The organism is Edwardsiella sp. EA181011, assembly GCF_000800725.1.
In the GTDB taxonomy this organism is placed as follows: Bacteria; Pseudomonadota; Gammaproteobacteria; order Enterobacterales; family Enterobacteriaceae; genus Edwardsiella; species Edwardsiella anguillarum.
On the sequence record NZ_CP011364.1, the window covers coordinates 479903 to 503404 of the forward strand.

General features: G+C 61.4%; 18 protein-coding genes, 4 tRNA genes and 2 pseudogenes. 8 read left to right on the forward strand and 16 right to left on the reverse strand.

What is annotated here, in order from left to right; all coding sequences use genetic code 11:
• Nucleotides 1-6 precede the first annotated feature (6 nt).
• Nucleotides 7-1344: a gluconate transporter gene (gene gntU / locus QY76_RS02170; RefSeq protein WP_034164559.1), complete on the forward strand. Its 1338-nt coding sequence runs from the start codon at nt 7-9 to the stop codon at nt 1342-1344.
• A gap of 74 nt (nt 1345-1418) precedes the next feature.
• Here gntU and rhtC read toward each other — a convergent pair whose 3' ends face one another.
• Nucleotides 1419-2027 (reverse strand): threonine export protein RhtC, encoded by a 609-nt coding sequence (gene rhtC / locus QY76_RS02175; RefSeq protein WP_034164558.1) that lies wholly within the window; start codon nt 2025-2027, stop codon nt 1419-1421.
• Nucleotides 2028-2182: 155 nt separating this feature from the next.
• On the opposite strand from rhtC, the pseudogene QY76_RS02180 reads away from it, so the two are divergent.
• A pseudogene (locus QY76_RS02180) lies at nt 2183-3071 on the forward strand (S-adenosyl-l-methionine hydroxide adenosyltransferase family protein).
• Nucleotides 3072-3077: 6 nt separating this feature from the next.
• Here QY76_RS02180 and recQ read toward each other — a convergent pair.
• On the reverse strand, nt 3078-4907 hold the full coding sequence (gene recQ / locus QY76_RS02185; RefSeq protein ID WP_034164557.1) for an ATP-dependent DNA helicase RecQ: 1830 nt from the start codon (nt 4905-4907) through the stop codon (nt 3078-3080).
• 67 nt (nt 4908-4974) lie between these two features.
• Entirely contained in the window at nt 4975-5862 is an 888-nt protein-coding gene (gene pldA, locus QY76_RS02190) for a phospholipase A (RefSeq protein WP_034164556.1), read from the reverse strand.
• Between the two features lie 206 nt (nt 5863-6068).
• On the opposite strand from pldA, the gene rarD reads away from it, so the two are divergent.
• Nucleotides 6069-6974, forward strand: a complete 906-nt coding sequence (gene rarD / locus QY76_RS02195; RefSeq protein WP_034164555.1) for an EamA family transporter RarD — start codon at nt 6069-6071, stop codon at nt 6972-6974.
• On the opposite strand, the gene QY76_RS02200 is transcribed toward rarD, so the two are convergent.
• The 8 genes from QY76_RS02200 to QY76_RS02235 form a co-directional block, all read right to left on the reverse strand.
• A complete protein-coding gene (locus QY76_RS02200; RefSeq protein ID WP_034164554.1) occupies nt 6948-8003 on the reverse strand; it encodes an AbrB family transcriptional regulator in 1056 nt (351 codons plus the stop codon). The genes rarD and QY76_RS02200 overlap by 27 nt on opposite strands.
• Before the next feature lie 110 nt (nt 8004-8113).
• On the reverse strand, nt 8114-9064 hold the full coding sequence (gene corA, locus QY76_RS02205) for a magnesium/cobalt transporter CorA (protein ID WP_034164553.1): 951 nt from the start codon (nt 9062-9064) through the stop codon (nt 8114-8116).
• A 303-nt stretch (nt 9065-9367) separates the two neighbouring features.
• Nucleotides 9368-11527 carry a DNA helicase II gene (gene uvrD / locus QY76_RS02210; protein WP_034164551.1) on the reverse strand — a complete coding sequence of 720 codons (2160 nt, stop codon included), beginning with the start codon at nt 11525-11527 and terminating at the stop codon, nt 9368-9370.
• A 76-nt stretch (nt 11528-11603) separates the two neighbouring features.
• Complete coding sequence (gene yigB / locus QY76_RS02215) at nt 11604-12320, reverse strand: 5-amino-6-(5-phospho-D-ribitylamino)uracil phosphatase YigB (protein WP_045426480.1); 717 nt, start codon at nt 12318-12320, stop codon at nt 11604-11606.
• Nucleotides 12320-13231, reverse strand: coding sequence for a tyrosine recombinase XerC (xerC, locus tag QY76_RS02220; protein WP_034164548.1), 912 nt, complete (start codon nt 13229-13231; stop codon nt 12320-12322). Before xerC ends, yigB begins: the two co-directional genes overlap by 1 nt.
• A complete protein-coding gene (locus QY76_RS02225; RefSeq protein WP_045426483.1) occupies nt 13228-13938 on the reverse strand; it encodes a DUF484 domain-containing protein in 711 nt (236 codons plus the stop codon). The genes xerC and QY76_RS02225 overlap by 4 nt, the downstream gene beginning before the upstream one ends.
• 13 nt (nt 13939-13951) lie before the next feature.
• Complete coding sequence (gene dapF, locus QY76_RS02230) at nt 13952-14776, reverse strand: diaminopimelate epimerase (protein WP_034164545.1); 825 nt, start codon at nt 14774-14776, stop codon at nt 13952-13954.
• Nucleotides 14777-14833: 57 nt separating this feature from the next.
• Entirely contained in the window at nt 14834-15061 is a 228-nt protein-coding gene (locus tag QY76_RS02235; protein ID WP_034164544.1) for a lipoprotein, read from the reverse strand.
• A gap of 77 nt (nt 15062-15138) precedes the next feature.
• On the opposite strand from QY76_RS02235, the gene cyaY reads away from it, so the two are divergent.
• Entirely contained in the window at nt 15139-15462 is a 324-nt protein-coding gene (cyaY, locus tag QY76_RS02240) for an iron donor protein CyaY (RefSeq protein WP_034164543.1), read from the forward strand.
• 7 nt (nt 15463-15469) lie between these two features.
• On the opposite strand, the pseudogene QY76_RS02245 reads toward cyaY, so the two are convergent.
• Nucleotides 15470-18024 (reverse strand): annotated as a pseudogene (locus QY76_RS02245) (class I adenylate cyclase).
• A gap of 301 nt (nt 18025-18325) precedes the next feature.
• On the opposite strand from QY76_RS02245, the gene hemC reads away from it, so the two are divergent.
• Genes hemC through hemY form a run of 4 tightly spaced genes read left to right on the forward strand, consistent with a single transcriptional unit; the run spans nt 18326 to nt 22401 of the window.
• Nucleotides 18326-19279, forward strand: coding sequence for a hydroxymethylbilane synthase (hemC, locus tag QY76_RS02255; RefSeq protein ID WP_045426489.1), 954 nt, complete (start codon nt 18326-18328; stop codon nt 19277-19279).
• A 6-nt stretch (nt 19280-19285) separates the two neighbouring features.
• Nucleotides 19286-20032: a uroporphyrinogen-III synthase gene (gene hemD, locus QY76_RS02260; RefSeq protein ID WP_034164540.1), complete on the forward strand. Its 747-nt coding sequence runs from the start codon at nt 19286-19288 to the stop codon at nt 20030-20032.
• 18 nt (nt 20033-20050) lie between these two features.
• Nucleotides 20051-21199, forward strand: coding sequence for a uroporphyrinogen-III C-methyltransferase (gene hemX / locus QY76_RS02265; RefSeq protein ID WP_045426492.1), 1149 nt, complete (start codon nt 20051-20053; stop codon nt 21197-21199).
• Between the two features lie 2 nt (nt 21200-21201).
• A complete protein-coding gene (gene hemY, locus QY76_RS02270) occupies nt 21202-22401 on the forward strand; it encodes a protoheme IX biogenesis protein HemY (protein WP_034164537.1) in 1200 nt (399 codons plus the stop codon).
• A gap of 615 nt (nt 22402-23016) precedes the next feature.
• On the opposite strand, the gene QY76_RS02275 is transcribed toward hemY, so the two are convergent.
• From QY76_RS02275 to QY76_RS02290, 4 genes are all read right to left on the reverse strand, one after another.
• Nucleotides 23017-23093, reverse strand: a tRNA-Pro gene (locus QY76_RS02275).
• A 24-nt stretch (nt 23094-23117) separates the two neighbouring features.
• Nucleotides 23118-23204 (reverse strand) — tRNA-Leu (locus QY76_RS02280).
• Between the two features lie 14 nt (nt 23205-23218).
• Nucleotides 23219-23294 (reverse strand) — tRNA-His (locus tag QY76_RS02285).
• A gap of 57 nt (nt 23295-23351) precedes the next feature.
• Nucleotides 23352-23428 (reverse strand) — tRNA-Arg (locus QY76_RS02290).
• Between the last annotated feature and the right edge of the window lie 74 nt (nt 23429-23502).

A 23502-nucleotide genomic window follows, 5' to 3' on the forward strand; every position in this document is an offset into this window, starting at 1 on the left:
CCGACGATGAGTACGCTAACCCTCGTAATGACCGCAGTCGGCTCCGTGCTGCTGCTGCTGTTCCTGGTCATGAAGGCGCGCATGCACGCCTTTGTGGCCCTGATGCTGGTCTCTATCGGCGCCGGCATCTTCTCCGGTATGCCCATCGATAAAATTGCCCAGACCATGCAAAACGGAATGGGCGGCACGCTGGGCTTCCTCTCTATCGTGGTCGCGCTGGGCGCCATGTTCGGTAAAATCCTGCACGAAACCGGTGCACTGGATCAGATCGCCGCCCGCCTGCTGAAGAGCTTTGGTGAAAAGCGCGCCCACTACGCGCTGGGCATCGCCGGTCTGGTGTGCGCCCTGCCGCTGTTCTTTGACGTCGCTATCGTACTGCTGATCGGCGTCGTGTTCGCCGTAGCGCGCCGCACCGGTGGCAACGTGGTCAAGCTGGCCATCCCGCTGTTTGCCGGCGTAGCCGGGGCCGCCGCCTTCCTGCTGCCGGGGCCAACCCCGATGCTGCTGGCCTCCCAGATGGGTGCCGACTATGGCTGGATGATCCTGATCGGCCTGTGCGCCGCCATCCCAGGTATGATTCTGGCCGGCCCGCTGTACGGTAACTTCATCAGCAAGCACGTCACCCTGGCGCTGCCGAAAGATATTCAGGAGCCAAGCCTGGGCAAAGGTCAGCTGCCCTCCTTTAGCTTCAGCCTGGCACTGGTACTGTTCCCGCTGGTGCTGGTCGGCCTAAAAACCATCGGCGCCCGCTTCGTGGAGCAGGGATCCGAGCTGTACAAGTGGCTGGAGTTCATCGGCCATCCGTTCACCGCCATCCTGCTGGCCTGCCTGGTCGCCACCTATGGCCTGGCCATCCGCCGCGGCATGAGCAAAGAGAAGGTGATGGACATCTGCTCCGCGGCCATCCAACCCGCCGGTATCATTCTGCTGGTCACCGGTGCCGGCGGCGTGTTCAAGCAGGTTCTGGTGGATTCCGGCGTTGGCCCTGCGCTGGGTAACTCCCTGATCGGAGCCGGTCTGCCCATCGCCGTTGCCTGCTTCGTCCTGGCCGCCGCGGTACGTGTCATCCAGGGCTCTGCGACCGTCGCCTGTCTGACTACCGTCGGCCTGGTACTGCCGGTCATCGGCGAGCTGGGCTACAGCGGCGCACAGCTGGCGGCCCTGTCCGTCTGCATCGCCGGCGGCTCCATCGTCCTGAGCCACGTCAACGACTCCGGCTTCTGGCTGTACGGTAAGTTCACCGGCGCCACCGAAGCCCAGACCCTGAAAACCTGGTCTGTCATGGAAACCATCCTCGGCACCACCGGCGCCGTGGTCGGGATGCTGTTCTTCATGGCGCTGTAAGCCCAACGCTTGAAACACGACGGGGCGCGATATTCGCGCCCCGTTTTTCTATTGACGCGACAGCCCCTGACGCATTAACGACTCAGGATCAGGTGCAGGCCAAACGCGGTGAACAGCGTCCCCGCCGCGCCGTCGATCCAACGCGCCATGCGCTGATAGCCACGCCGCATGACCGGCAGCGCAAATACCGACGCCACCAGGCTGAACCAGATAAAGGTTTCGCTGACGATCAGGATGAACAGCCCGACGCGTTGACCGCCGGTGACCTCATCGCCGACGAACAGGGAGAAGACCGAGCCAAAATAGATCACCGCCTTGGGGTTGGACAGGTTGGTCAGGAAACCGCGCCAGAAGGCGCCGCCGTGCAGCGATGCCATCCCCTGTAAGGCATCGCCCTGAGGACGGCGGGCGGCGCGGAGCATCTGCAGCCCCATCCAGCACAGATACAGTCCGCCACCGACGGTGATGATGCTGTGCAGCCAGGCCATCTTCATTAACAGAAGATGCAGCCCCATCAGCGCCACGCCGGCCCAGATGACGATCCCCAGCGAAATACCGGCAACGCCGCGCAGCGCCTCGGTCCGGGAACGGCTCAGCGCCGTCTGTGAAACAAAGAAAAAGTCAGGTCCCGGCGTCATTAACGCCAGCAGGTGGACTACCGCGACGGTCAGAAACAGCATCATGTGAGGTAACTCATGGAGTAGGATTTCTCCATGCTAACATCGTTGACAAATAATGTGCGCACTGATGAATAACCGATCTGTCCATTATTTGGACAGCGCGAGTCCGCCCCTCACCGCGCGGGCTACCACGTTACTCAAGGAATGAGGAAAAAATCATGCGCATCATCCGGCTCACCCTGCTGCTGCGCGGCACGCTCTATCTCCATGGCGCGCTGGCGCTGGTACTGCAGACCGACTTCAGCCTGCAGGATGGCGCCGTCTCCGCGATGAAAGGAGTCGCCTTCGGCGTCGATAGCCAGATTCACCTCTTCGACCTGACCCATGAGATCCCCCCTACGACATCTGGCAGGCGGCCAACCGGCTACCTCAGACCGCCCGTTACTGGCCGACAGGCACCGTTTTTGTCAGCGTGGTCGATCCGGGCGTCGGCAGTGCGCGTCGCTCCGTGGTGCTGAAGACCAAAAACGGCCAGTTTTTCGTCTCGCCGGATAATGGCACGCTGACGTTGGTCGCCCAGACGCTGAGGATCGACAGCGTGCGCGAGATCGATGAGCAGACCAACCGGCTGCAGGGATCGGAAAAGTCATATACCTTCCACGGCCGCGATGTGTACGCCTATACCGGTGCTCGGCTGGCCTCGGGCGCTATCCGTTTCGAGCAGGTTAGCCCACGCTTGCCGAACCAGATAACCGAAATTCCCTATCAGCAGGCGCAGTGGCAGCCGGGGAAAGTCAGCGGCGCCATTGCCATTCTGGACGTTCAGTATGGCAATCTATGGAGCAATATCGGGGATGAGATGCTGGAAAAGGCGGGGATCGCGCTCAACGATCGGCTGTGCATCACGATAGCCCAACAGGGTTGGCGCGCTATCAGGGGCACGCGCCCGATGTGCACAGCTTCGCCGATGTGCCACCGGAACAACCGCGGGTCTATCTCAACAGCCTGCTCAACATCGCCGTCGCGCTAAATATGGACAGCTTTGCCGAAAAGCAGCGCATCGCCGCCGGCGCGGAGTGGCGGATAACGCTGCAAAAGTGCCGCTGATCGTCTCTAGCCCTGCCCCTCATCCAGATGTTCGCGGATCAGGGTCATAAACGGCGCGCCAAAGCGCTCCAGCTTACGCTGGCCAACGCCGTTGATGCTGAGCAGATCGCCCGCCCGTAGCGGCATCTGCTCCGCCATCTCCAGCAGCGTCGCGTCGTTAAACACGACGTAGGGCGGGATATTCTCTTCGTCGGCGATCGCCTTACGCAGCTTGCGCAGCTTGGCAAATAGCTTGCGGTCATAGTTGCCGCCATAGCTCTTCTGTGCGCTGCTGCGCGCCTTGAGGTTGATGACCCGGGGAACCGCCAGCTGGAGGGCGACCTCTCCCCGCAGGACCGGGCGCGCCGCCTCCGTCAGCTGCAGCGCCGAGTGCAGGGCAATATTCTGCGTCACCAGCCCCAGGTGGATCAGCTGGCGTAGAATGCTCACCCAGTGCTCGGTGCTGTGCTCGCGGCCAATGCCGTAGACCGACAGCTTATCGTGCCCCCATTCGCGGATACGGGCGCTGTTGGCGCCGCGCAGCACCTCGACCACATAGCCAATGCCAAAACGCTGCCCGACGCGGGCCACGGTCGACAGCGCCTTCTGCGCATCGAGCAGGCCATCGTAGCGCTTGGGCGGATCCAGGCAGATATCGCAGTTATCGCAGCTCTCCTGTCGCCCCTCGCCAAAGTAGTTCAGCAGCACCAGACGACGACAGGTTTGCGCCTCGGCAAAGGCATTCATCGCATTCAGCTTGTGACGCTCGATCTCCTTCTGTGCGCCCTCTGGCTTCTCCTCCAGACAGCGGCGCAGCCAGGCCATATCGGCCGGATCGTAAAACAGCAGCGCCTCCGCCGGCAGCCCGTCGCGCCCGGCACGCCCGGTCTCCTGATAGTAGGATTCGATATTGCGCGGAATATCAAAGTGCACCACGAAGCGAACGTTGGGCTTGTTGATCCCCATGCCAAAGGCCACCGTCGCCACCACAATCTGCAAATCATCGCGCTGAAACGCCTCCTGCACCTCGGCGCGGCGGCCATTGTCCAGCCCAGCGTGATACGCACCGACGCTCAGACCGCGGCTTTGCAGGCGCGCGGCGGTGTCCTCCACCTTGGCGCGGCTGTTGCAGTAGATGATGCCTGACTTCCCGCGCTGCGACTGCACAAAGTGCCACAGCTGATCCAGCGGCTTAAACTTTTCGATCAGGGTATAGCGGATATTGGGGCGGTCAAAGCTGCTGACCTGCACCAGCGGATCGCGCAGATCGAGCAGGCGCAGGATATCCTGGCGGGTCGCGTCATCGGCGGTTGCCGTCAGCGCGATCACCGGCATCTGCGGGAAACGGTGCTTAATCTGCCCCAGCGCGCTGTATTCCGGCCGAAAATCGTGTCCCCACTGGGAGATACAGTGCGCCTCATCAACCGCCAGCAGCGTGGGATTCCACTGCGGCAGCGTATCCAGCAGGTTATCCATCATCAACCGCTCTGGGGCGATGTACAGCAGACGGATCTCCCCGCTGCGGCAGCCGGCATAGACCGCCTGCTGCTGTTCACGGCTCAGGGTCGAGTTCAGGCAGGCGGCGTTTACCCCGTTAGCCTGCAGCTGATCGACCTGATCCTTCATCAGGGATATCAGCGGAGAAACGACGATGGTCAACCCATCCCGTACTAACGCCGGTATTTGGTAACACAGGGATTTTCCGCCCCCGGTCGGCATTACCACCAGGCAGTCGCGCCCGGCGATCGCCGCCTCGACGATAGCCTGTTGTCCCGGGCGGAACTGCTGATAGCCGAAGGTGTCTTTAAGCACCCCCTCTGCCAGCCTCTCTGTATTCATGACCGCTGCCGTTGCCACACTACTCCCCGCAAACCATAAAAAACACCGGCGCTATTTTAGGCGTACGCGCCGGTTTTGTCCCGCGTTACAGGATATCGTTCAGCATGACGCCGACGCCGAAGCGGGTCTGGCGGAAGTTATAGTCGATTAACGACTCGCCGTAGCCGCTGAACAGCTGGGTATAGAAACGGACGTGGCGGGTCAGCGGATAGCTCCAGCCGAACTCAGCCGCGCCATAGCCGCTGTTCCAATTGTAGCGCCCACGCAGGCTGAAGACGCTCTCGCCCAGACGGTAACCCATCTCCGCCTCGTAGTAGCCCATGTACTTGGTAATATCGGGGTTATCGTCCTTGTTCGGACTCTCCGGGATGCGATACCACGGCATCAGCTGAACCTGAAAATTTCCGTTCTGCGCCAGGAAACGGGTATAGACGCGGTTCCAGCTGCGCGAGGTCGGATCCGACCGGCCATTGGACTGGTGCACCCCGCCCGCCTCGATATCGCGCAGCACCCAGCCGCCGAACAGGGGATAGTCGGTCGCCCAGCCTAAAAACAGGCGCGGCTCATAGTTGGTTTCGCGAAACGGTGAGGATTCGCTGCGGTTAAACGCCTGCCACCAGGACTGCTGGGTGTAAGCCGCGCCGAGCACTGAGTTGTCGCCGGCGATACCGCGCCAGATAGGGAATGCCAGGCTAATCTGAAACTTAATCTCATTCTTTTTAGCCTGATCGCCCCAGTCGTAAGAGCTGATGGCCTCTTTATTAATGTCGCTGGTCTGGGTATACAGCACATAGTTGGTGGAGTAAGGATAGAGAGTAAACGGGTTATCGTAATGCCGCAGCATGTTGGCGATCACCCCTTCATTATCACTCAGCGCGGGAGCCACACCGCTTTCACTCACGCTCGGCGCCGCCTGCGCGACCAGTGGCAACGCCGCCACTCCGGCCATTAAATATTTTTTTAACGCTTTCATCACTACATCGCTCTCTGAAGTACTCTGCCCACCGCGGGCAGCCAATCTGCCGCGCTCATCCCAGGTGGAGCCATTAACACGCCTGACCATGGCGCCGTTCGCCACCGCCCAGCGACATCGCTGCACCGCCATTTTAGCCCTGAGCATAAAATGAAAAATACAGTACACTCCCTCGCTACATTCAGCGGGAAGCGCGGAAAAAGAACATGGACACACAGCACACCCGCCAGGGGGTCATTCTGGCACTGGCAGCCTATTTAATCTGGGGCATCGCCCCGATCTACTTCAAACTGCTGCAACAGGTTCCCGCCACGGAAATCCTGACCCATCGCATCATCTGGTCATTTTTCTTTATGCTGATCCTGCTGGCCATTGGCCGCAGCTGGCGCCAGCTTTACGCCCTGCGCCATACGCCCTACAAAATTGCCCTGCTGGCGCTGAGCGCCTGCCTGATCGGGGGCAACTGGCTGCTGTATATCTGGGCCGTCAATCATAACCACATGCTGGAGGCCAGCCTGGGATATTTTATCAATCCCTTGGTCAATGTGTTGCTGGGGATGCTGTTTCTCGGCGAACGCTTTCGCCGGATGCAGTGGCTGGCGGTCGCGCTGGCCATCGTCGGCGTCATGGTTCAGCTATGGCAGTTCGGCTCCGTACCGGTAATCTCGCTGGGGCTGGCCTTCAGCTTTGCCTTCTACGGTCTGCTGCGCAAAAAGATCGCCATCGATGCGCAGAGCGGCATGCTGATGGAAACCCTATGGCTGCTGCCACTGGCGCTGTACTACCTGTTTGTCGCGGCCGACTCTCCCACCAGCCACCTCGGTGCAAATCCGCTGTCGCTAAATCTGCTGCTGATCGCCGCCGGCGTCGTCACCACCGTACCTCTGCTCTGTTTCACCGCGGCGGCGACCCGCCTGCGTCTCTCTACCCTGGGCTTTTTCCAGTACCTCGGCCCTACGCTGATGTTTCTGCTGGCGACCCTCTGCTATGGCGAGCAGATGACGCGCGACAAGCTCATCGCCTTTGGCTTTATCTGGAGCGCGCTGCTGCTGTTCATTCTCGATGCACTCTATACCCAGCGCCGCCTACGGCGCTGTGGCCGCATGACGTGAGATCCAGCGCGCAACGGCCGGCCCCATCAGCAGAATGGTAAACAGACGTAGCATCTGCAGGGCCATGACAAAGGCCAGATTCACCTGGCTACCGGCGGCGATAATGGCGATGGTATCCAGTCCGCCGGGGCTGGTTGCCAGATAGGCGCTGAGCGGATCGATCGGCAGCACCTGCGTAAGCCCCCAGGCCATCAACGCGCAAAACAGCATCAGAGCCGCAATCGACAGGATGATCTGCGGCAGTGCGCGCAGCGCCAAGACAAAGATCGTACGGGTAAACAGCAAGCCGACCTGCCAACCGATCAGGGTATAGGCGATGACCAGCAGCCACTCCGGGGTTTGCGGCGTCATGACACCGGTGGCGTTACACAGGGCGCCGATCAGCATCGGCAGCAGCAGAGCCCCCGCGGGAATACGCAGCCGGCGTCCCAGCCAGGCGCCGCCGCCGGCGAGGAGCAGCGTGGCAACAAACTCGCTCCCCAGCGCGGGAAACCAGGGGAGAGCCGGCGCTGCCCCCTGCGGCGCATCGCCCAGGCCCACCCGCACCACCAGCGCCGCCGCCGCCGCGACAAACAGCACCCGCAGATATTGCATAAAGGCCACCAGCCGCACGTCGGCACCGAACTCACCCGCCATCGCCACCATCGCCGACGCCCCGCCGGGCGACGATCCCCAGGCACCGGTGGGGCCGGGCAAATCGCTCAGGCGCACCAGCAGCCAACCGGTGATCGCACTGCACAGCTGAGTGCACAGTAGCACCAGCAGGACCACGGGCCAGTCATCCAGCAACGGCGCCAGAAGCGCTAGCGACAGCGTGCGGGCGATCATACAGCCGAGGATCGCCTGGGCTATCGGCATCGCCAGTCGGTGCACCCGAATGGTCGCCCCCCGTAGCCCCATCGCGACGGCGGCCAGCATGGGCCCCAGCAGCAGCGCCGCAGGCAGGTGCAGCCACAGAAATAGCCCCCCCAGCCCCAGCGACAGGACCGCCAATATGCTCCACTGTTCAGCGTGCGCCAAACGATCCACCGCGCCTCCTGCACCGATCACGTCACGCTATGATAAGCATTTTTCCCCGTGAAGATGTACAAAAAATAACGGCCCCTGCGGGGCCGTTATTCACCAAAGGGCGCGCTGGCTCAGAGCCATTTTTTACGCTTAAAGTAGAGATAGGGCGCAAGGCCCGCCAGGATCATCAGCAGAATGGCGCCGGGGTAGCCAAACGACCACTTCAGCTCCGGCATAAACTCAAAGTTCATCCCATAGCTGGAGGCGACCAGCGTCGGCGGCAGGAAGACCACAGAGACCACCGAGAAGATCTTGATGATGCGGTTCTGCTCGATATTGATAAAGCCCATAGCCGCCTGCATCAAAAAGTTAACCTTCTGAAACAGGGATTCATTGTGCGGCAGCAGGGATTCGATATCACGCAGCACCTCACGGGCCTGCTCCAGCTGGCCGGCGGGCAGACGCGCCTTACGCACCAGGAAGTTCAGCGCGCGCTGGGTATCCATTAGACACAGGCGGACCTTCCAGCCGATATCCTCCAGCTCGGCCAGCGTCGAGAGCGCATCGTCATACTCATCGCCCTGCTGCCCTTCCATGATCACCCGGCTCAGCTTCTCCAGATCGCTGTAGATGTTTTCGATCTCGTCGGCCAGCTGCTCGATTTTGGTTTCAAACAGATCCAGCAACAGCTCATAGGCGTTGCCGTCCACCAGCATCTGATTACGCGCCCGCATCCGGTATAGGCGAAACGCCGGCAGTTCGCGCTCACGCAGGGTAAACAGACGCCCTTCACGAATGGTAAAGGCGACGGTGGAGTTACCGGCGTGATCTTCCGCATCTTCGTAATAGAAGAAGGAGTGAATATGCAGGCCATCCTCATCTTCGAAGAAGCGCGCGGAGGCCTCGATATCATCCAGCTCCGGGCGGGTGGCCAGACTCTGCCCCAGTTCACTCTGTACGCGCCGGCGCTCATCCTCTTCGGGCTCGACCAGATCCACCCACAGCGACGCCGTGAGATGGTCCGTGTCATCCAGCTCCATACGGGATAAGCGACCGTGGTCTAAACGAAATGCACTTAGCATGCTTTAACTCCGTTGCGGTGACTTCAGGATCACGCATGGAGCACGGGAAACAAACCGGGAATACGTCACCTGCCTGTTTCAGACCATATAAGATCTGACTCTGCGACGCATTAAAGGTCGCTGACAACCACTAAGGCCATCAGCATCGGTGGATAGCCTTAGAAGTTGTACCCGCGTACGGGTCCAATGAGCCAGCATCTACTGGGTGTGTCCAAGGCGTATGTCCTCACAGATTAATCGTGCGCGCATGTTACGCCGACAGGAAAAAGCCTGTCAACAGGCTTGCACAACTCGGCGTCATCCCTACAGCACCTCGAGGCGGGCATACGCGGCGACCAGCCACTTAATCCCCTCGCCCTTAAAGGCGATCTGTAAACGGGTATGCTCCCCGCTGCCCTCCAAGTTAATAATCGTCCCCTCGCCGAATTTGGCATGGGTGACGCGCTGCCCCAGACGATAGCCGCTGTCACTCTGGCTTAACGGCGTCCCCATGCGCGCATGGCTGACGGGGCGCGTCACGCTGGCACGCAGGCGCACCTCTTCTACGCACGTCTCCGGCAGCTCGCCGACAAAGCGTGACGGACGATGATACACCTCTTTGCCGTACAGGCGTCGACTCTCCGCATAGGTCAGGGTCAGCTTACGCATCGCCCGGGTCACGCCGACGTAGGCCAGGCGCCGCTCCTCCTCCAGCCGCCCCCCCTCATCCAGCGACATCTGGCTGGGGAACATCCCCTCCTCCATCCCAACGATGAAAACCAGGGGAAACTCCAGCCCCTTGGCGGAGTGCAGGGTCATCAGCTGTACCGCGTCCTGATAGGCATCGGCCTGCCCCTCGCCGGACTCCAGGGCGGCATGAGACAGAAACGCCTGCAGCGGCGACAGATCGTCATCGTCCTCATAGCTGAACTGGCGCGTTGCCGTCACCAGCTCCTCCAGGTTTTCGATGCGCGTCTGTCCTTTCTCGCCTTTCTCCTGCTCATACATCTGACGCAGCCCGGAGTCACGGATCACCCGATCGGTCTGCACGTGCAGCGGAAGGTCGTCGCTGTCCTGCGCCAGCGCCTCAATCAGCTCCAGAAAACGGCGCAGCGCATTGGCGGCGCGCCCCGGAAACACCTGCTCCTGAAGCAACGCGCGGGTCGCCTGCCACAGGGTAAGCTGACGATCGCGGGCCGTCTGACGCACCACGTCCAGCGTCCGATCGCCGATGCCGCGCACCGGCGTATTCACCACCCGCTCAAAGGCGGCGTCATCGTTACGGTTGGACAGCAGGCGCAGGTAGGCCAGCGCATCTTTGATCTCCTGACGCTCGAAGAAACGCATTCCCCCATAAATCCGATAGGGCGTCGCCGCCTGCAGCAGCGCCTCCTCCAGCACGCGGGACTGGGCGTTACTGCGGTACAGGATGGCGCACTCTTTCAGGGCGCCGCCGTTATCCTGCCAGGCCTTGATTCGGTTAACTACGAAGCGCGCCTCATCCAACTCATTGAACGCGCAATACAGGGAAATCGGCTCCCCTTCACCGTCCTCCGTCCACAGCTTTTTACCCAGACGCCCATCGTTATTTTCGATCAGCGCGTTGGCCGCGCGCAGGATATTGCCGCTGGAGCGGTAGTTCTGCTCCAGGCGAATCGTCTGTGCACCGGGGAAATCGTCGAGAAATTTCTGAATGTTCTCTACCTGGGCGCCGCGCCAGCCATAGATCGACTGATCGTCATCGCCGACGATCATCACCCTGCCGCTGTCACCGGCCAGCATGCGAATCCAGGCATACTGAATACGGTTGGTATCCTGGAACTCATCCACCAGGATATTGTTAAAGCGGGCGCGATAGTGCTCCAGAATCTGGGGCTTATGCAGCCACAGCTCATGCGCGCGCAGCAGCAGTTCGGCAAAGTCCACCAGCCCCGCGCGATCGCAGGCTTCCTGATAGGCCTGATAGATGCGCAGCCAGGTTTGTTCCACTGGATTACCATAGCTTTCAATGTGCTGCGGACGCAGCCCATCATCTTTCTTGCCGTTGATGTACCACATGCCCTGGCGCGCTGGCCACTGCTTCTCATCCAGATTCATGGCCTTGATCAGGCGCTTCAGCAGGCGCAGCTGATCTTCGCTATCGAGGATTTGAAAGTCCTGCGGCAGGCCGGCATCCAGATGGTGGGCGCGCAGCAGGCGGTGCGCCAGGCCGTGGAAGGTGCCGATCCACATCCCCCCTTGGCTGGTACCGATCAGCGCCTCAATACGGTGCCGCATTTCCGCCGCCGCCTTATTGGTAAAGGTGACCGCCATGATGGAGAACGGCGAACAGTTTTCTACCGCCAATAGCCAGGCGATACGGTGCACCAGAACGCGGGTCTTACCGCTGCCTGCACCGGCCAGCACCAGCAGGTTGCTGCGCGGCGCGGCTACCGCCTCGCGCTGTTTATCGTTCAGGCTGTCAAGCAGATCAGATACGTCCATAGGCACCGTCTTTTGGCTGGGAAAATGGCGCCATCGACACCATTTCACTGGAGATTTATACAGAAGCTGTCGGGAATTATATCAGTGCGAGCAGCGAATCCAACCGCGAAATCTCGACGTGGGGTAGCAGGCGCCCATCGGCGGCGCACAGCAGCGAGCGACCGCGATCGTTCACCCAGCAGGCCTGCATACCGCTGCGCACGGCGCCGGCGACGTCGGTCGTCAGATCGTCGCCCACGTGCAGGATCTGCCCGGGCGTCAGGCCCAAACGCTGGGCGGCGGCCAGATACATGTCACTGTAGGGCTTGGCGCGCCCGTCCGGCCCGGCGCGCAGCACAAAGCGAAAGTACGCGCCCAGACCGCAGCGCGCCGGGTCGGCGTTGCCGTTGGTGATCGCCGCCAGCGGCAGGCGCGCCGCCAGCGCCTTCAGCGTCTGGTGCGTCCCCGAAGAGATCGCGATACGACTGCGCCATTGCGCAAAGTGGGCCATCGCCTCATCGGCGCCGTCGTGGCAGTACGCCGGACTCAGCCCGGCGCGCCACAGCGCCTCGTACACCGTACGCCAGCGCCACTGGGTCACGTCGTGGTAGATTTCCGGATCGCTGGCACGCAGTTCGGAGCGCAGGCGCTGCCAGTCAGCGCTCTGGAAATCCTGCAGGGCGGGAAAGCGGCGGCGTAAAAAATCCAGCGCGGCCTGCTCGCTGCGCACAATCACCGGATGGTTATCGTACAGCGTATCATCCAAGTCAAAGGTCAGCGCGGCAGGACGCTGTAACGGGCGGTAAAAGTGCATCAGGTTTTCCCTCTTTTGGCGCGCGGATGCGCGGCATCGTACACGGTAGCCAAATGCTGAAAATCGAGATGGGTATAGATTTGCGTCGTCGAGAGGTTGGCGTGCCCTAACAGCTCCTGTACCGCGCGCAGATCGCCGCTGGACTCCAGCATATGGGTAGCAAAGGAGTGACGCAGCTTATGGGGATGAATATGGCTGGTCACACCCTGCCTCACCCCCCACTCCGCAAAACGCTTCTGCACGCTGCGCGGTGAAATACGCCCCCCGAGGCGCGAGACAAACAGCGCATCATCCTGCGGCTGCAGCGACAAACGCAGCGACAGCCACTTCTGCAGCCAGCGCACCGCCTCTCGCCCCACCGGCAGCCGGCGCTCTTTGCTGCCCTTTCCCAGCACCCAGACCTCGCCCGTCGTCAGATCGACGTGGCGACAGTCCAGGCCGACCAGCTCCGACAGACGCAGACCGCCGCCGTACATCACCTCCAGCATCGCGCGATCGCGTACGGCCAGCATATCGCCCTCATCGATATCCAGCAGTCGATTAACGTCGTCCACATCCAGGTTCTTGGGCAGATGGCGCCCCTGGCGCGGCGCAGAGACGCCTTTGGCCGGATTGGCCGTCAGCGCGCCGCGGCTGACCTGCCAGTCCAAAAAACTGCGCAGCGCCGACAGGCGCAGCGCCAGACTGGCCGGCTCAAGTCCCTGACGACGGCTGCGCGCCACCAGCGAACGCACCCGCGTCGTATCCAGCGCCGCCCAGTCGCAGAGACCGCCTTCGAGCAACAGCGCCGCGCTCGCCGCCAGCTGGCGGCGATAGGTTTCAACCGTACGCGGGCTGAGCTGACGCTCAACGCGCATCATCTGCAGAAACGCGGCGACGGGCGTACTCAGCGCCTCGGGCAGGGGCGTCATTGCCGCTCGATCCAGCGGGTCAGCATCGGCGGGATCAGCCGCGCCAGCTGCTCCAGCAGTGCCGTTCCCATGCCCTGCTGATAGTGCTGTGCATCGGCGCTGGTGAACACCAGCAGCCCCAGATCGGCGAAATCCCCCATCAGCGAGAGGGCAACCGACCCCACGTGGCGCGCCTGCGGCAGCAGCAGCAGCAGCAGCAGCTCCTGGCCGTTCAGGCTCCCCAGATAGTGGCTGGCATCGCCCAGGCGCTGAATGCGCAGCAGCTCTACGTCTGACCGGGCGATCGCCAGGTGGGAAAAGCGCGACGGCGCGCCAAGGCGCCAGCGATCGGCGAACAGACGGATATAGGCACCGGACAGCCCCAGCGAACGGGCCCAGCGCTGTAGGCGCTGCAGAAAGTCGTCCATATCTTGCGCCGATGCCAGATGGCCCTGCAGCGCCAGCAGGCTGCCGAACAGCCGCTCGTTATCTCGCGCCAGCGTGATGAGCTGTTCAATCTCCTGATCCAGCACGGCTATCTGCCGGCGCTGGCGGCCCAGCTGCCACTCCAGCAGAGAGACGGCTCCCCGCACCGGGTGCGGGATCATCATCTGCTCCACCTGGCGGGCATTACGAATAAAAAAATCAGGGTGCTGCTGCAAATAGGCCACAACCTGCTCATCCGCCAGCGACGGCTGAAGGAGGTCGCGGCTATCCCTCTCGCTCATAGCTACCTACCGTTTACAAATGGATGAATCCATCATAGACGTGGGCGGCAGGTCCGGTCATCAACAGCGGCATCCCCGGCCCCGGCCAACGGATGTGCAGGGTACCGCCGGGCAGATCAACCTGCACCTGCTCATCCAGCAGTCCCTGCTGGATCCCCACGGCTACCGCCGCACAGGCGCCGCTGCCGCAGGCCTGCGTCTCGCCGGCGCCGCGCTCATATACCCGTAGCCGGATATGGCCGCGCTCGACCACCTGCATAAAGCCAACGTTTACCCGCTCAGGAAAGCGCTCATGGCTTTCCAGCACCGGCCCCAGCAGCTCAACCTGAGCCTGGCTGACGTCCTCAACCTGCAGGACACAGTGAGGGTTTCCCATCGAGACCGCGCCGCACAGCACGGTCTGCTGCGCCACGCGTAAAATATAGGTTTTCTCCGCCTTGGCGGCTTTGAACGGGATACGCCCCGGCTCAAACTGCGGCTCTCCCATATTGACCGTCACCCGATCGTCCTCGCCGACGTGCAGCGTCATGCGGCCATTCTGGGTGCTGACGCGGATATCGCGCCGGTTGGTCAGCCCCTTGATCCGAACAAAACGGGCAAAGCAGCGCGCCCCATTGCCGCACTGCGCGACCTCGCTGCCGTCGGCGTTAAAGATGCGATAGTGAAAGTCCAGATCGGGATCGTAGGGCGGTTCAACCACCAACAGCTGATCGAATCCGACTCCGGTATGCCTGTCGGCCAGGCGGCGGATCAACTCCGGTGAAAAGTAAACGTTTTGGGTGACGGCATCCACCACCATAAAATCATTACCCAACCCGTGCATCTTGGCAAACTGCATGTCCCTACCCCTTGATGAATACCTGCAAACGTCTACCCTTGGCACACGGTGCGCAACTCAGTGGGCTTTCCCGACCTCGGCGGCGGGTGCCGTATTCGGCGTCTGCGTATTCGGCGTCTGGGCGGCCGGCTCATGGGACGGCGCCTGCACGCTATAGGCGTCCGGCGCCTTTTGCGCCGCCGGTGCCTGCTGCGCAGGGGGGAAGTACAGCGGCCCTTTCAGCCCGCATCCGCCCAGCGTCGCGGCACACAGCACCAACAGCGCACTACGGAATTGTCTGTTCATTGTATTAATGCCTGTGATTCCTCGGTTCAAGCTTTCTATAATCGCAGTTGGATACTGAAAAGCAATAGGAAATGATTATGAATGACAGCGAGTTTCATCTGTTGGCCGACGGGCTGATGCAGGCACTGGAAGAGGCGCTGGACGCCTGCCAGAGCGATGCGGATATTGACTGTGAGACCAACGGCGGCGTCATGACGCTGAGCTTTGAGAACGGCAGTAAAATCGTGATTAATCGCCAAGAGCCTCTGCACCAGATCTGGCTGGCGACGCGCGCCGGGGGCTACCACTTTGACTACCGTGACGGACAATGGCGCTGCTCACGCAGCGGCGCGCCCCTTCATCAGGTACTGAATGAGGCATGCAGCGCCCAGGCCGGTGTGCCGGTGGCGCTGGATCTCTAGACGGGATTCAATACACCTTGAACTGCTGGCGCGGCGCGGCGGCGCCGTCGCCTTCCGTCTCTGCGCCAGGCGGCGTCATCGCCTTGCTGCGGAATGGGATCACCTGCGCCCGCCCCGCCACCGTGACGATCTGATAAAACTGCGGCAGGTTGAAGTTGATAAAGCTGGAGCCATAGGTAAAGCGATCGTGTGATGACGAATAGAAGCGGCTGACATCGCGTACCAGCTCCTCTTTACTGCCCTCGCAGTGGTGATACACCTCGACGCGGTTGGACTCATCCAGAATGTATATATTAAAGCCGTCGCGCTCGCCGTCCTCAAAAAAGAACTGAATGATCCCTTCACTGGCATAGCCATCGACCACCGCCGGCAGGTGTGCCTGATCGGTCTCCACCTGCATCGACAGACCGTGCAGCTTATTGTTGGAGATGGCGCCATAAAATTCGACCGCATTTTCCAGCTTTTGCACCGATACGCTCAGCCGTTCGAAGAAGAGCCCCCAGGTCTGGCCGGCCACTCGCACCGCCTTGAAGCGCCCCGGCTCCTGGCGGCGGCTGGAAAGGCGCAGATCGATACACTCCGAAACCAGCTGCTGTAGCCGGGTGCGGATCAGCCCGCGCAGATGGCGGCTATAGCAGAACACCTCTACGGCCTCCGGCGGCGCGGCATCCTGGTGCATCTTGCCCAGGATGGTCTTCAACGCCTCCAGCACCGCCTGCTCGCCGCTAAAGTGCAGGGTTCGCACCTCATTCCACGAGTTGCGGTACAGCAGATCGACGCTGCCGACCAGACACTGCTGCTGTTCGCCGAAGCTAAAGACATCCAGCTGACGGAAATCAAAGTGCACCACCTGATTGCTGAAGGTGGCGGTAGGATCGTGCTCCAGATTGACAATGATCGCCAAATGGCGGATCTCGCACGGGCTATACAGCGCCTTGGGCGTCGGCGCAGAGAGGCGCAGCGGGAAGTGGTTGGAGACATCGCGCACCAGCTCCCGCAGCTTGTTCAGATCGCACTGGCTGCTGTTCGCCTTGATATGCAGACGGGTCTCTTCCGTCAGCAAACCGTTAAAATAGGCCCAGGCCACCAGCTTATTCAGGTAGCGGTTATACTCCAGCGGCTGATGGCTGACGATGCTGTCGATGGTCGGCGCCTGGTTGTACAGGTACCAGCCGCTGCGATTGGCGCGCCCAATCGGCACATAGATAAAGGTCAGATCGCGCTCGGACAGATCCGGCGAGATCTGCGGATTCACCAGCGTCACCTTGCCCGGCAACGCCTCAAAGGCGGCGTACAGCTTACGGGTCAGCACCCCTATATCCTGCGGGCTGGCGCTGACGCTCAGGTTATTGCGACGCGCGAAGCGGATCAGGTTGCGATAGCTTTGCATCATCGCATCCAGCAGTTCATTATGCGCCTCGCGCACCTGGCCGATCTTCCAGTTGGCGCGGTTGTCGAGCGAACGGATCAGCGCCTCATCCCAGCCCCAGTGAGCCACCAGCTGACTGAGGATCTCCCGACGCCAGCCGACGCAGGCGCGAGCGCGCGACATCTTTTCGCACACCTTGAGATAAAAACAGCGACGCGCCAGGTCGAGGCGGGCATGATCGCCGATCTGCTCCAGATAATGGGTAACCCGATCCAGCATCATGCAATAGGAATCGAGGCCGAAAGAGACGATCTCCCCTTTATGCAGACGCTGCTTAATGTCCATCGCCAGCAGCTCGGTATTGGGATACTCCCAGGAGTAGGCCTCCAGCAGCAGGGTTTTCAGCACCGCCTTGTAGGGGGAGTCGATACTTTTATACAGCTGCCACAGGCTGGCGCCAAAGTACTCCTCCGCCGACAGCGAGCTCAGCCCGCCGAGATCGAGCCACTCGTTGGGCGTCAGCGCCCCCTGCGCGTAGAGTGACAGCACATACTCATCGTAGTGCTCCTCCTCTTCACAGGGCACCATGCTCCACAGAATACGCTTGCCGGCCAGACGAACGGCGGTGCGGTAAAACTCATCCAGCAGCAGAATATGCTGGGTTGAGCCGCAGTCCTCCCCCCCAGGCTACCGCTTTCGTTGTGGCGAAACCGGTTCTCATCGATCAGGAAAAAGCTGACCTCAACCCCAAGCGACGCCGCCCACTCCTCCAGCAGCGTACACTTCTGCTGCAGCTGACTACGCTCGCAGGCGTCAAGCCAGGAGTGGTGACAGACCCAGATATCCAAGTCAGAGCTACAGCTCTGGCCGATGGAGGAGGTGCTGCCCATGGTGTACAGTCCGGTAATCGGCATCTGATCCGACCCCGTCACCGGTGGAATACTACCCGGCGCACGCTGCTCCAGATGCAGCAAATAGTTCTGCTGTGGCTCATCCGGCGTAAAGAAGCAGATCCCGTGAGGAACGTTACCCTCCAGGTAGCCCGGCATCAGCGGATGGTGAAAATGCAATAAGGTAGGCAGCAGCGTATATACCTGCTGAAACGCGGGGCCCATCGCCGACAGCGCCCGATCAACCCGCAGTTGGTTAATCGCGTCCAGTCGTTGCTTCAGTGTCTCGATATAGAGGTACAAGACGTTTCGCCTGATTTTCTGGTGTACGAAGGGAGACTTGTTTCCACGCCCCAACGGTGGTTTTATTAATAGTAATGATAGATGGGAAATTGCTGGAAACGTGATCAATTTAACACCTTGCCGATTGACCGTAAAGATACAAAAACCACACACTTACTATTGCGCTCCTCTTATCATTGATCTTTCCGGCTTTTCCAACGCATTTTCCCGCCCCCTTCTATACTCACCTTCCGTGCGCGTACGCTGCATGCCCATGCAACAACATGGTAGGATGACGCCTAGGCAAATAAGGGATATTCACATGCAATCAATGACAACGGCAACGCAGCCCACGCTGCGTATCGCAACGCGCCAGAGCCCGCTGGCACTGTGGCAGGCACACTACGTCCGGGATCAGCTGCTGGCCCACTGGCCGCAGCTGACGATAGCGCTGGTGCCTATGGTCACCCGGGGCGACGTTTTGCTGGATACCCCGCTGGCCAAAGTCGGCGGCAAGGGGCTGTTCGTGAAAGAGCTGGAGCTGGCGCTGCTGGAGGGACGGGCCGATATCGCCGTGCACTCCATGAAAGATGTGCCGGTCGCCTTCCCCGACGGCCTGGGGCTGGCGACCATCTGCCAGCGCGAAGATCCGCGCGATGCCTTTGTCTCACCGCGCTTTGCCTCGCTAGATCAGCTGCCGCCCGGCAGCGTCGTCGGCACCTCCAGCCTGCGCCGCCAGTGTCAGCTGCGCGCGGCGCGTCCGGATTTGCAGATCCGCGATCTGCGCGGCAACGTCGGCACCCGCCTGGCTAAACTGGATGCCGGTGACTATGACGCCATTATCCTGGCCGCCGCCGGTCTGAAGCGTCTGCAGCTGGAAAATCGCATCCGTACGCCGCTGACGCCGGAGCAGTCGCTGCCCGCCGTCGGTCAGGGCGCCGTCGGTATCGAGTGCCGGTTGGCGGACAGCGCCACCCGCCGCCTGCTGACACCGCTCAACCATGCCGATACCGCGCTGCGCGTCTGCGCCGAGCGGGCGATGAACACGCGTCTAGAAGGCGGCTGCCAGGTGCCTATTGGCAGCTATGCCGAAATCGACGGCGACCAGCTGTGGCTACGCGCGCTGGTCGGTGCGCCTGACGGCTCGCTGATGATTCGCGGCGAACGGCGCGGCCCGCTGGCGCAGGCGGAGGCGATGGGCACCGCGCTAGCCGATGAGCTGCTGGCGCGCGGCGCGCGTGCCATCCTCGATGCCGTCTACAGCCAGAAAGCGTAAGCGGCCATGGGTATTCTGGTGACTCGCCCTTCTCCCGCCGGTGAACAGCTGGTCGATCGCCTGCGGGCGCTGGGGATGGCGGCGTGTCATACGCCGCTGATCGGCATTGCCCCCGGCCGCCAGCTGGCGCAGCTGCCGGAGGCCACGGCAGCGCTGCAGCGGGGCGATCTGCTGCTGGCCGTCTCCCGCCACGCCGTTCTCCACGCCACAGAGGCGCTGCGGCAGGCCGGTCGGGAGTGGCCCACGGCTCCGCGCTACGCCGCTATCGGCCACAGCACTGCACAGTCGCTACGGGCCGCCTGTCACCAGCCGGTGATCTTTCCGCCGGCGCCGGAAACCTCGGAGGCGCTTCTGGCGCTGCCCGCCATACAGCAGCTGCGGGCCCAGCGGGCGCTGATCCTGCGCGGCAACGGCGGACGCGACCTGATCGCCGATGCCCTGCGCGCGCGCGGCGTATCGGTCACCCTATGCGAATGCTATCGCCGGGTCGCCATCGCCCACCCCGCTGACGAGCTCTACGCACGCTGGCGGCAACAGAAAGTCTCGACACTGGTAGTGACCAGTGGTGAAATGCTGCAACAGCTCTATGATTTAGTTCCTGAATACGATCGGCGACGTTGGCTCCTCGGCTGCCGGCTGATCGTCGTCAGCGAACGTCTGGCACAGCGCGCCCGGGATCTGGGATGGCAGGAGATCCGGGTAGCGGACAGCGCCAACAATGATGCGCTATTGCGTACGCTACAGATCAACTGACCATGGGATAATGCCACGATGACGGAACCCACTACCCCGCCAGACAAGGCGGCCGCCGCCGAAGCGGCTACCGAGCAGACACAGCCGCTGGAGCGCGCTCACAAACAGGATAAGCAGATCGTGAAAAAATCCGCCGCCGGTGGCCCGGCGCTGGGCGCCATTGCCATCGTACTGGTTATCGCCCTCGGTGCCGGTCTTTATTACCACGGGCATCAACAGGCACAGATGCAGCAGGCCACCGAACAAAACCTGCAGGAACAGCTCAGCGCGCTGCATACCGCGCAGGCGCAGGAAAAGCTGCGGATGGAGGCGTTGCTGAATAAACAGGCGAAGGCGCTGGATGTCGCCGCCCAGCTGCAGGCCAGCCAGTCACAGCAGCTCAAGGAGCTGGAGCAAAAGGTCGCGGCGATCTCCGGCAATGACGCCAACACCTGGAAGCTGGCGCAGGCCGATTTTATGGTGAAGCTGGCTGAACGCAAGCTGTGGAGCGATCAGGACGTCACCACCGCCCTCGCCCTGCTGAAGAGCGCCGATGCCACCCTGGCCGGCCTGGATGACCCCAGCCTGCTGGGCGTACGCCGCGCGCTGACTGAGGACATCGCCACCCTCTCCGCGCTCAACCAGATCGACTTTGACGGCATCATCCTCCAGCTGAATCAGCTGGCCAATCAGGTTGACGATCTACGGCTGGCGGATAATGACGGCGACGAAGCGCCGATGGATCAGGACGACGGTGAGCTGAGCGCCTCGCTGAGTCAGTGGCGACAAAACCTGGCCAAAAGCTGGCACAGCTTCATCTCTGAATTTATCACCATCCGGCGCCGCGATAGCAGCGCCGAGCCCCTGCTGGCGCCCAGTCAGGACGTATACCTGCGTGAGAATATCCGCTCTCGCCTGCTGATCGCCGCTCAGGCGGTGCCGCGCCACCAGAATCAAATCTACCAGCAGTCGCTGGAAAGCGTCTCAGCCTGGGTCCGCGCCTATTTTGACGTCAACGATCCGAGCACCAAGGCGTTTTTAAACCAGATTGACGCCCTTAGCCAGCAGTCCGTCAGCATGATATTGCCCGATGCGCTAAAGAGTCAGCCGCTGCTGGATAAACTGCTGCACGCCCGGAGCAACGCGCTGACCGCCGCGCCGGCTGCACCCGCGACGCAGGGGGAATGACCATGCTCAAGGTCCTGCTGCTGTTTATCATTCTGATCGCCGGCATCGTGCTCGGCCCGATGCTGGCCGGCCATCAGGGGTATGTGCTAATCCAGACCGACGGCTACAACATCGAGACCAGCGTAACCTCGCTGGTGATCATGCTGATCCTGCTGATGCTCGTGCTGTTTGCCCTGGAGTGGCTGCTGCGGCGGCTGCTGCGCACCGGTGCCCGTACCCATGGCTGGTTTATGGGACGTAAGCGCACCCGCGCGCGCCGCCAGACCCGCGCCGGATTGCTCAAGCTGACGGAGGGCGACTATGGCCAGGTTGAAAAGCTGCTGGCGCGCAATGCCGATCACGCCGATCAGCCGCTGGTGAACTATCTGCTGGCGGCCGAAGCCGCACAGCAGCGCGGCGATGAGCTGCGCGCCAACCAGTATCTGGAGCGCGCCGCCGAGGTCGCCGGCAGCGATCCGCTGCCGGTCGATATCACCCGCGTACGCCTGCAGCTGGCGCGTGGGGAGAACCACGCTGCCCGCCATGGGGTGGATGCCCTGCTCAACTATGCGCCGCGTCATCCCGAAGTCCTGCGTCTGGCAGAGCAGGCCTACCTGCGTACCGATGCCTTCGGCCCGCTGCTGGAAATCCTGCCCGCGTTGGCCAAGCAGGGACTACACAGCGATGATGATATCGAGAAGCTGCAGATCCGGGCCTATATCGGCCTGATGGTTCAGGCGATGGCCAACGGCGGCAGCGAGGGGCTGAAACAGTGGTGGAAAGCGCAGGGGCGTAAAACGCGTCATGAAACTGCGCTACAGGTCGCCTTGGCCGAACACTTGATAGAGTGTGACGATCACGGTGCCGCTCAGCAAATCGTCGTCGACGGGCTGAAGCGCCGCTTCGATGAGCGGCTGGTGCAGCTGATGCCGCGACTGAAGTCCGGTAATCCCGAACAGCTGGAGAAGCTGCTGCAGCAGCAGATCCGTCAGCATGGCGCCAGCGCGCTGCTCAACAGCACCCTGGGGCAGCTGCTCATGCGCCACGGCGAGTGGCAGCTGGCGGCAGAGGCGCTGCGCGCCGCGCTCAAGCAGCGCCCGGATGCCTATGACTACGCCTGGCTCGCCGATACGCTGGACAAGCTACACCGCCCGGAGGAGGCCGCACAGATGCGGCGCGACGGCCTGCTGCTAACCCTGCACCAGGATCAGCCGACCGCCTGACCCCTCGGCGAGTCCACGCTCAGGATAGCGCCAGCGTTATCATCCGGCCCGCTCACCGCGGGCCTTTTTTTGGCAAAAAAAAAACACCTGCCATCAGGCAAGTGTTGAAAAAGGACAATCAGATCTTAAGACAACTGATCGGTGCCTCACTCAACGACGTGTCCGTGACATGCTGGCGCTAGGGACAGCACGATTCGGACGATAGGCACCACAAGTCGGCTCTGCATCATTCTCAGATTTATGAAGCTTACGCAAACATAAGGGGGCGAATGAGCATCTACGGCGCAAGTATTGCATAAACCATGCCAATATTAAAACCCGCGGCCCACCGCCCATGTCGCGGGCACACGGCGCCGAGATGTCGTCTTTCGGAGACGCTAATGCGGCATTTTATTTTTTATTGTTTTAAAACATGCTACTAAACGTCTCTTTATGGCGACACATCGCCCGGGCGCCGTCGTAAAAAAGAGACGGGTGAGGGATGAGGTTGCCGATCTGTCGCAATAAACTGCGAACGGGAAAAACGGGAATGAGAGAAAAGTAACGCGCCAGGGAACCTGGTGGAGTTAGCGGAAACGCAGAGACAAAAAAACCTCGCGATGCGAGGAGATGGGGTGGTCGGCGAGAGAGGATTCGAACCTCCGACCCACTGGTCCCAAACCAGTTGCGCTACCAAGCTGCGCTACTCGCCGATTCATTTAGTCCCAGTAGGGGTGTGGTGCGAAGAGAGGGACTTGAACCCTCACGTCCGTTAAGACACTAACACCTGAAGCTAGCGCGTCTACCAATTCCGCCACCTTCGCATGCCACTTGAATCTGGGGTGGCTAATGGGACTCGAACCCACGACAACTGGAATCACAATCCAGGGCTCTACCAACTGAGCTATAGCCACCAATGTACTTCTTAACGCGGTAATGATACCACCGCAGCTCTTGCGCCTTAAGCAATATGGCGCGCCCGACAGGATTCGAACCTGAGACCTCTGCCTCCGGAGGGCAGCGCTCTATCCAGCTGAGCTACGGGCGCTCAGCGCCGTTGCGGGGGTGGATACTACGGGCTTAAGGCCATGCTGTCCAGCGCTTTTTTGCAGAAATATCGCG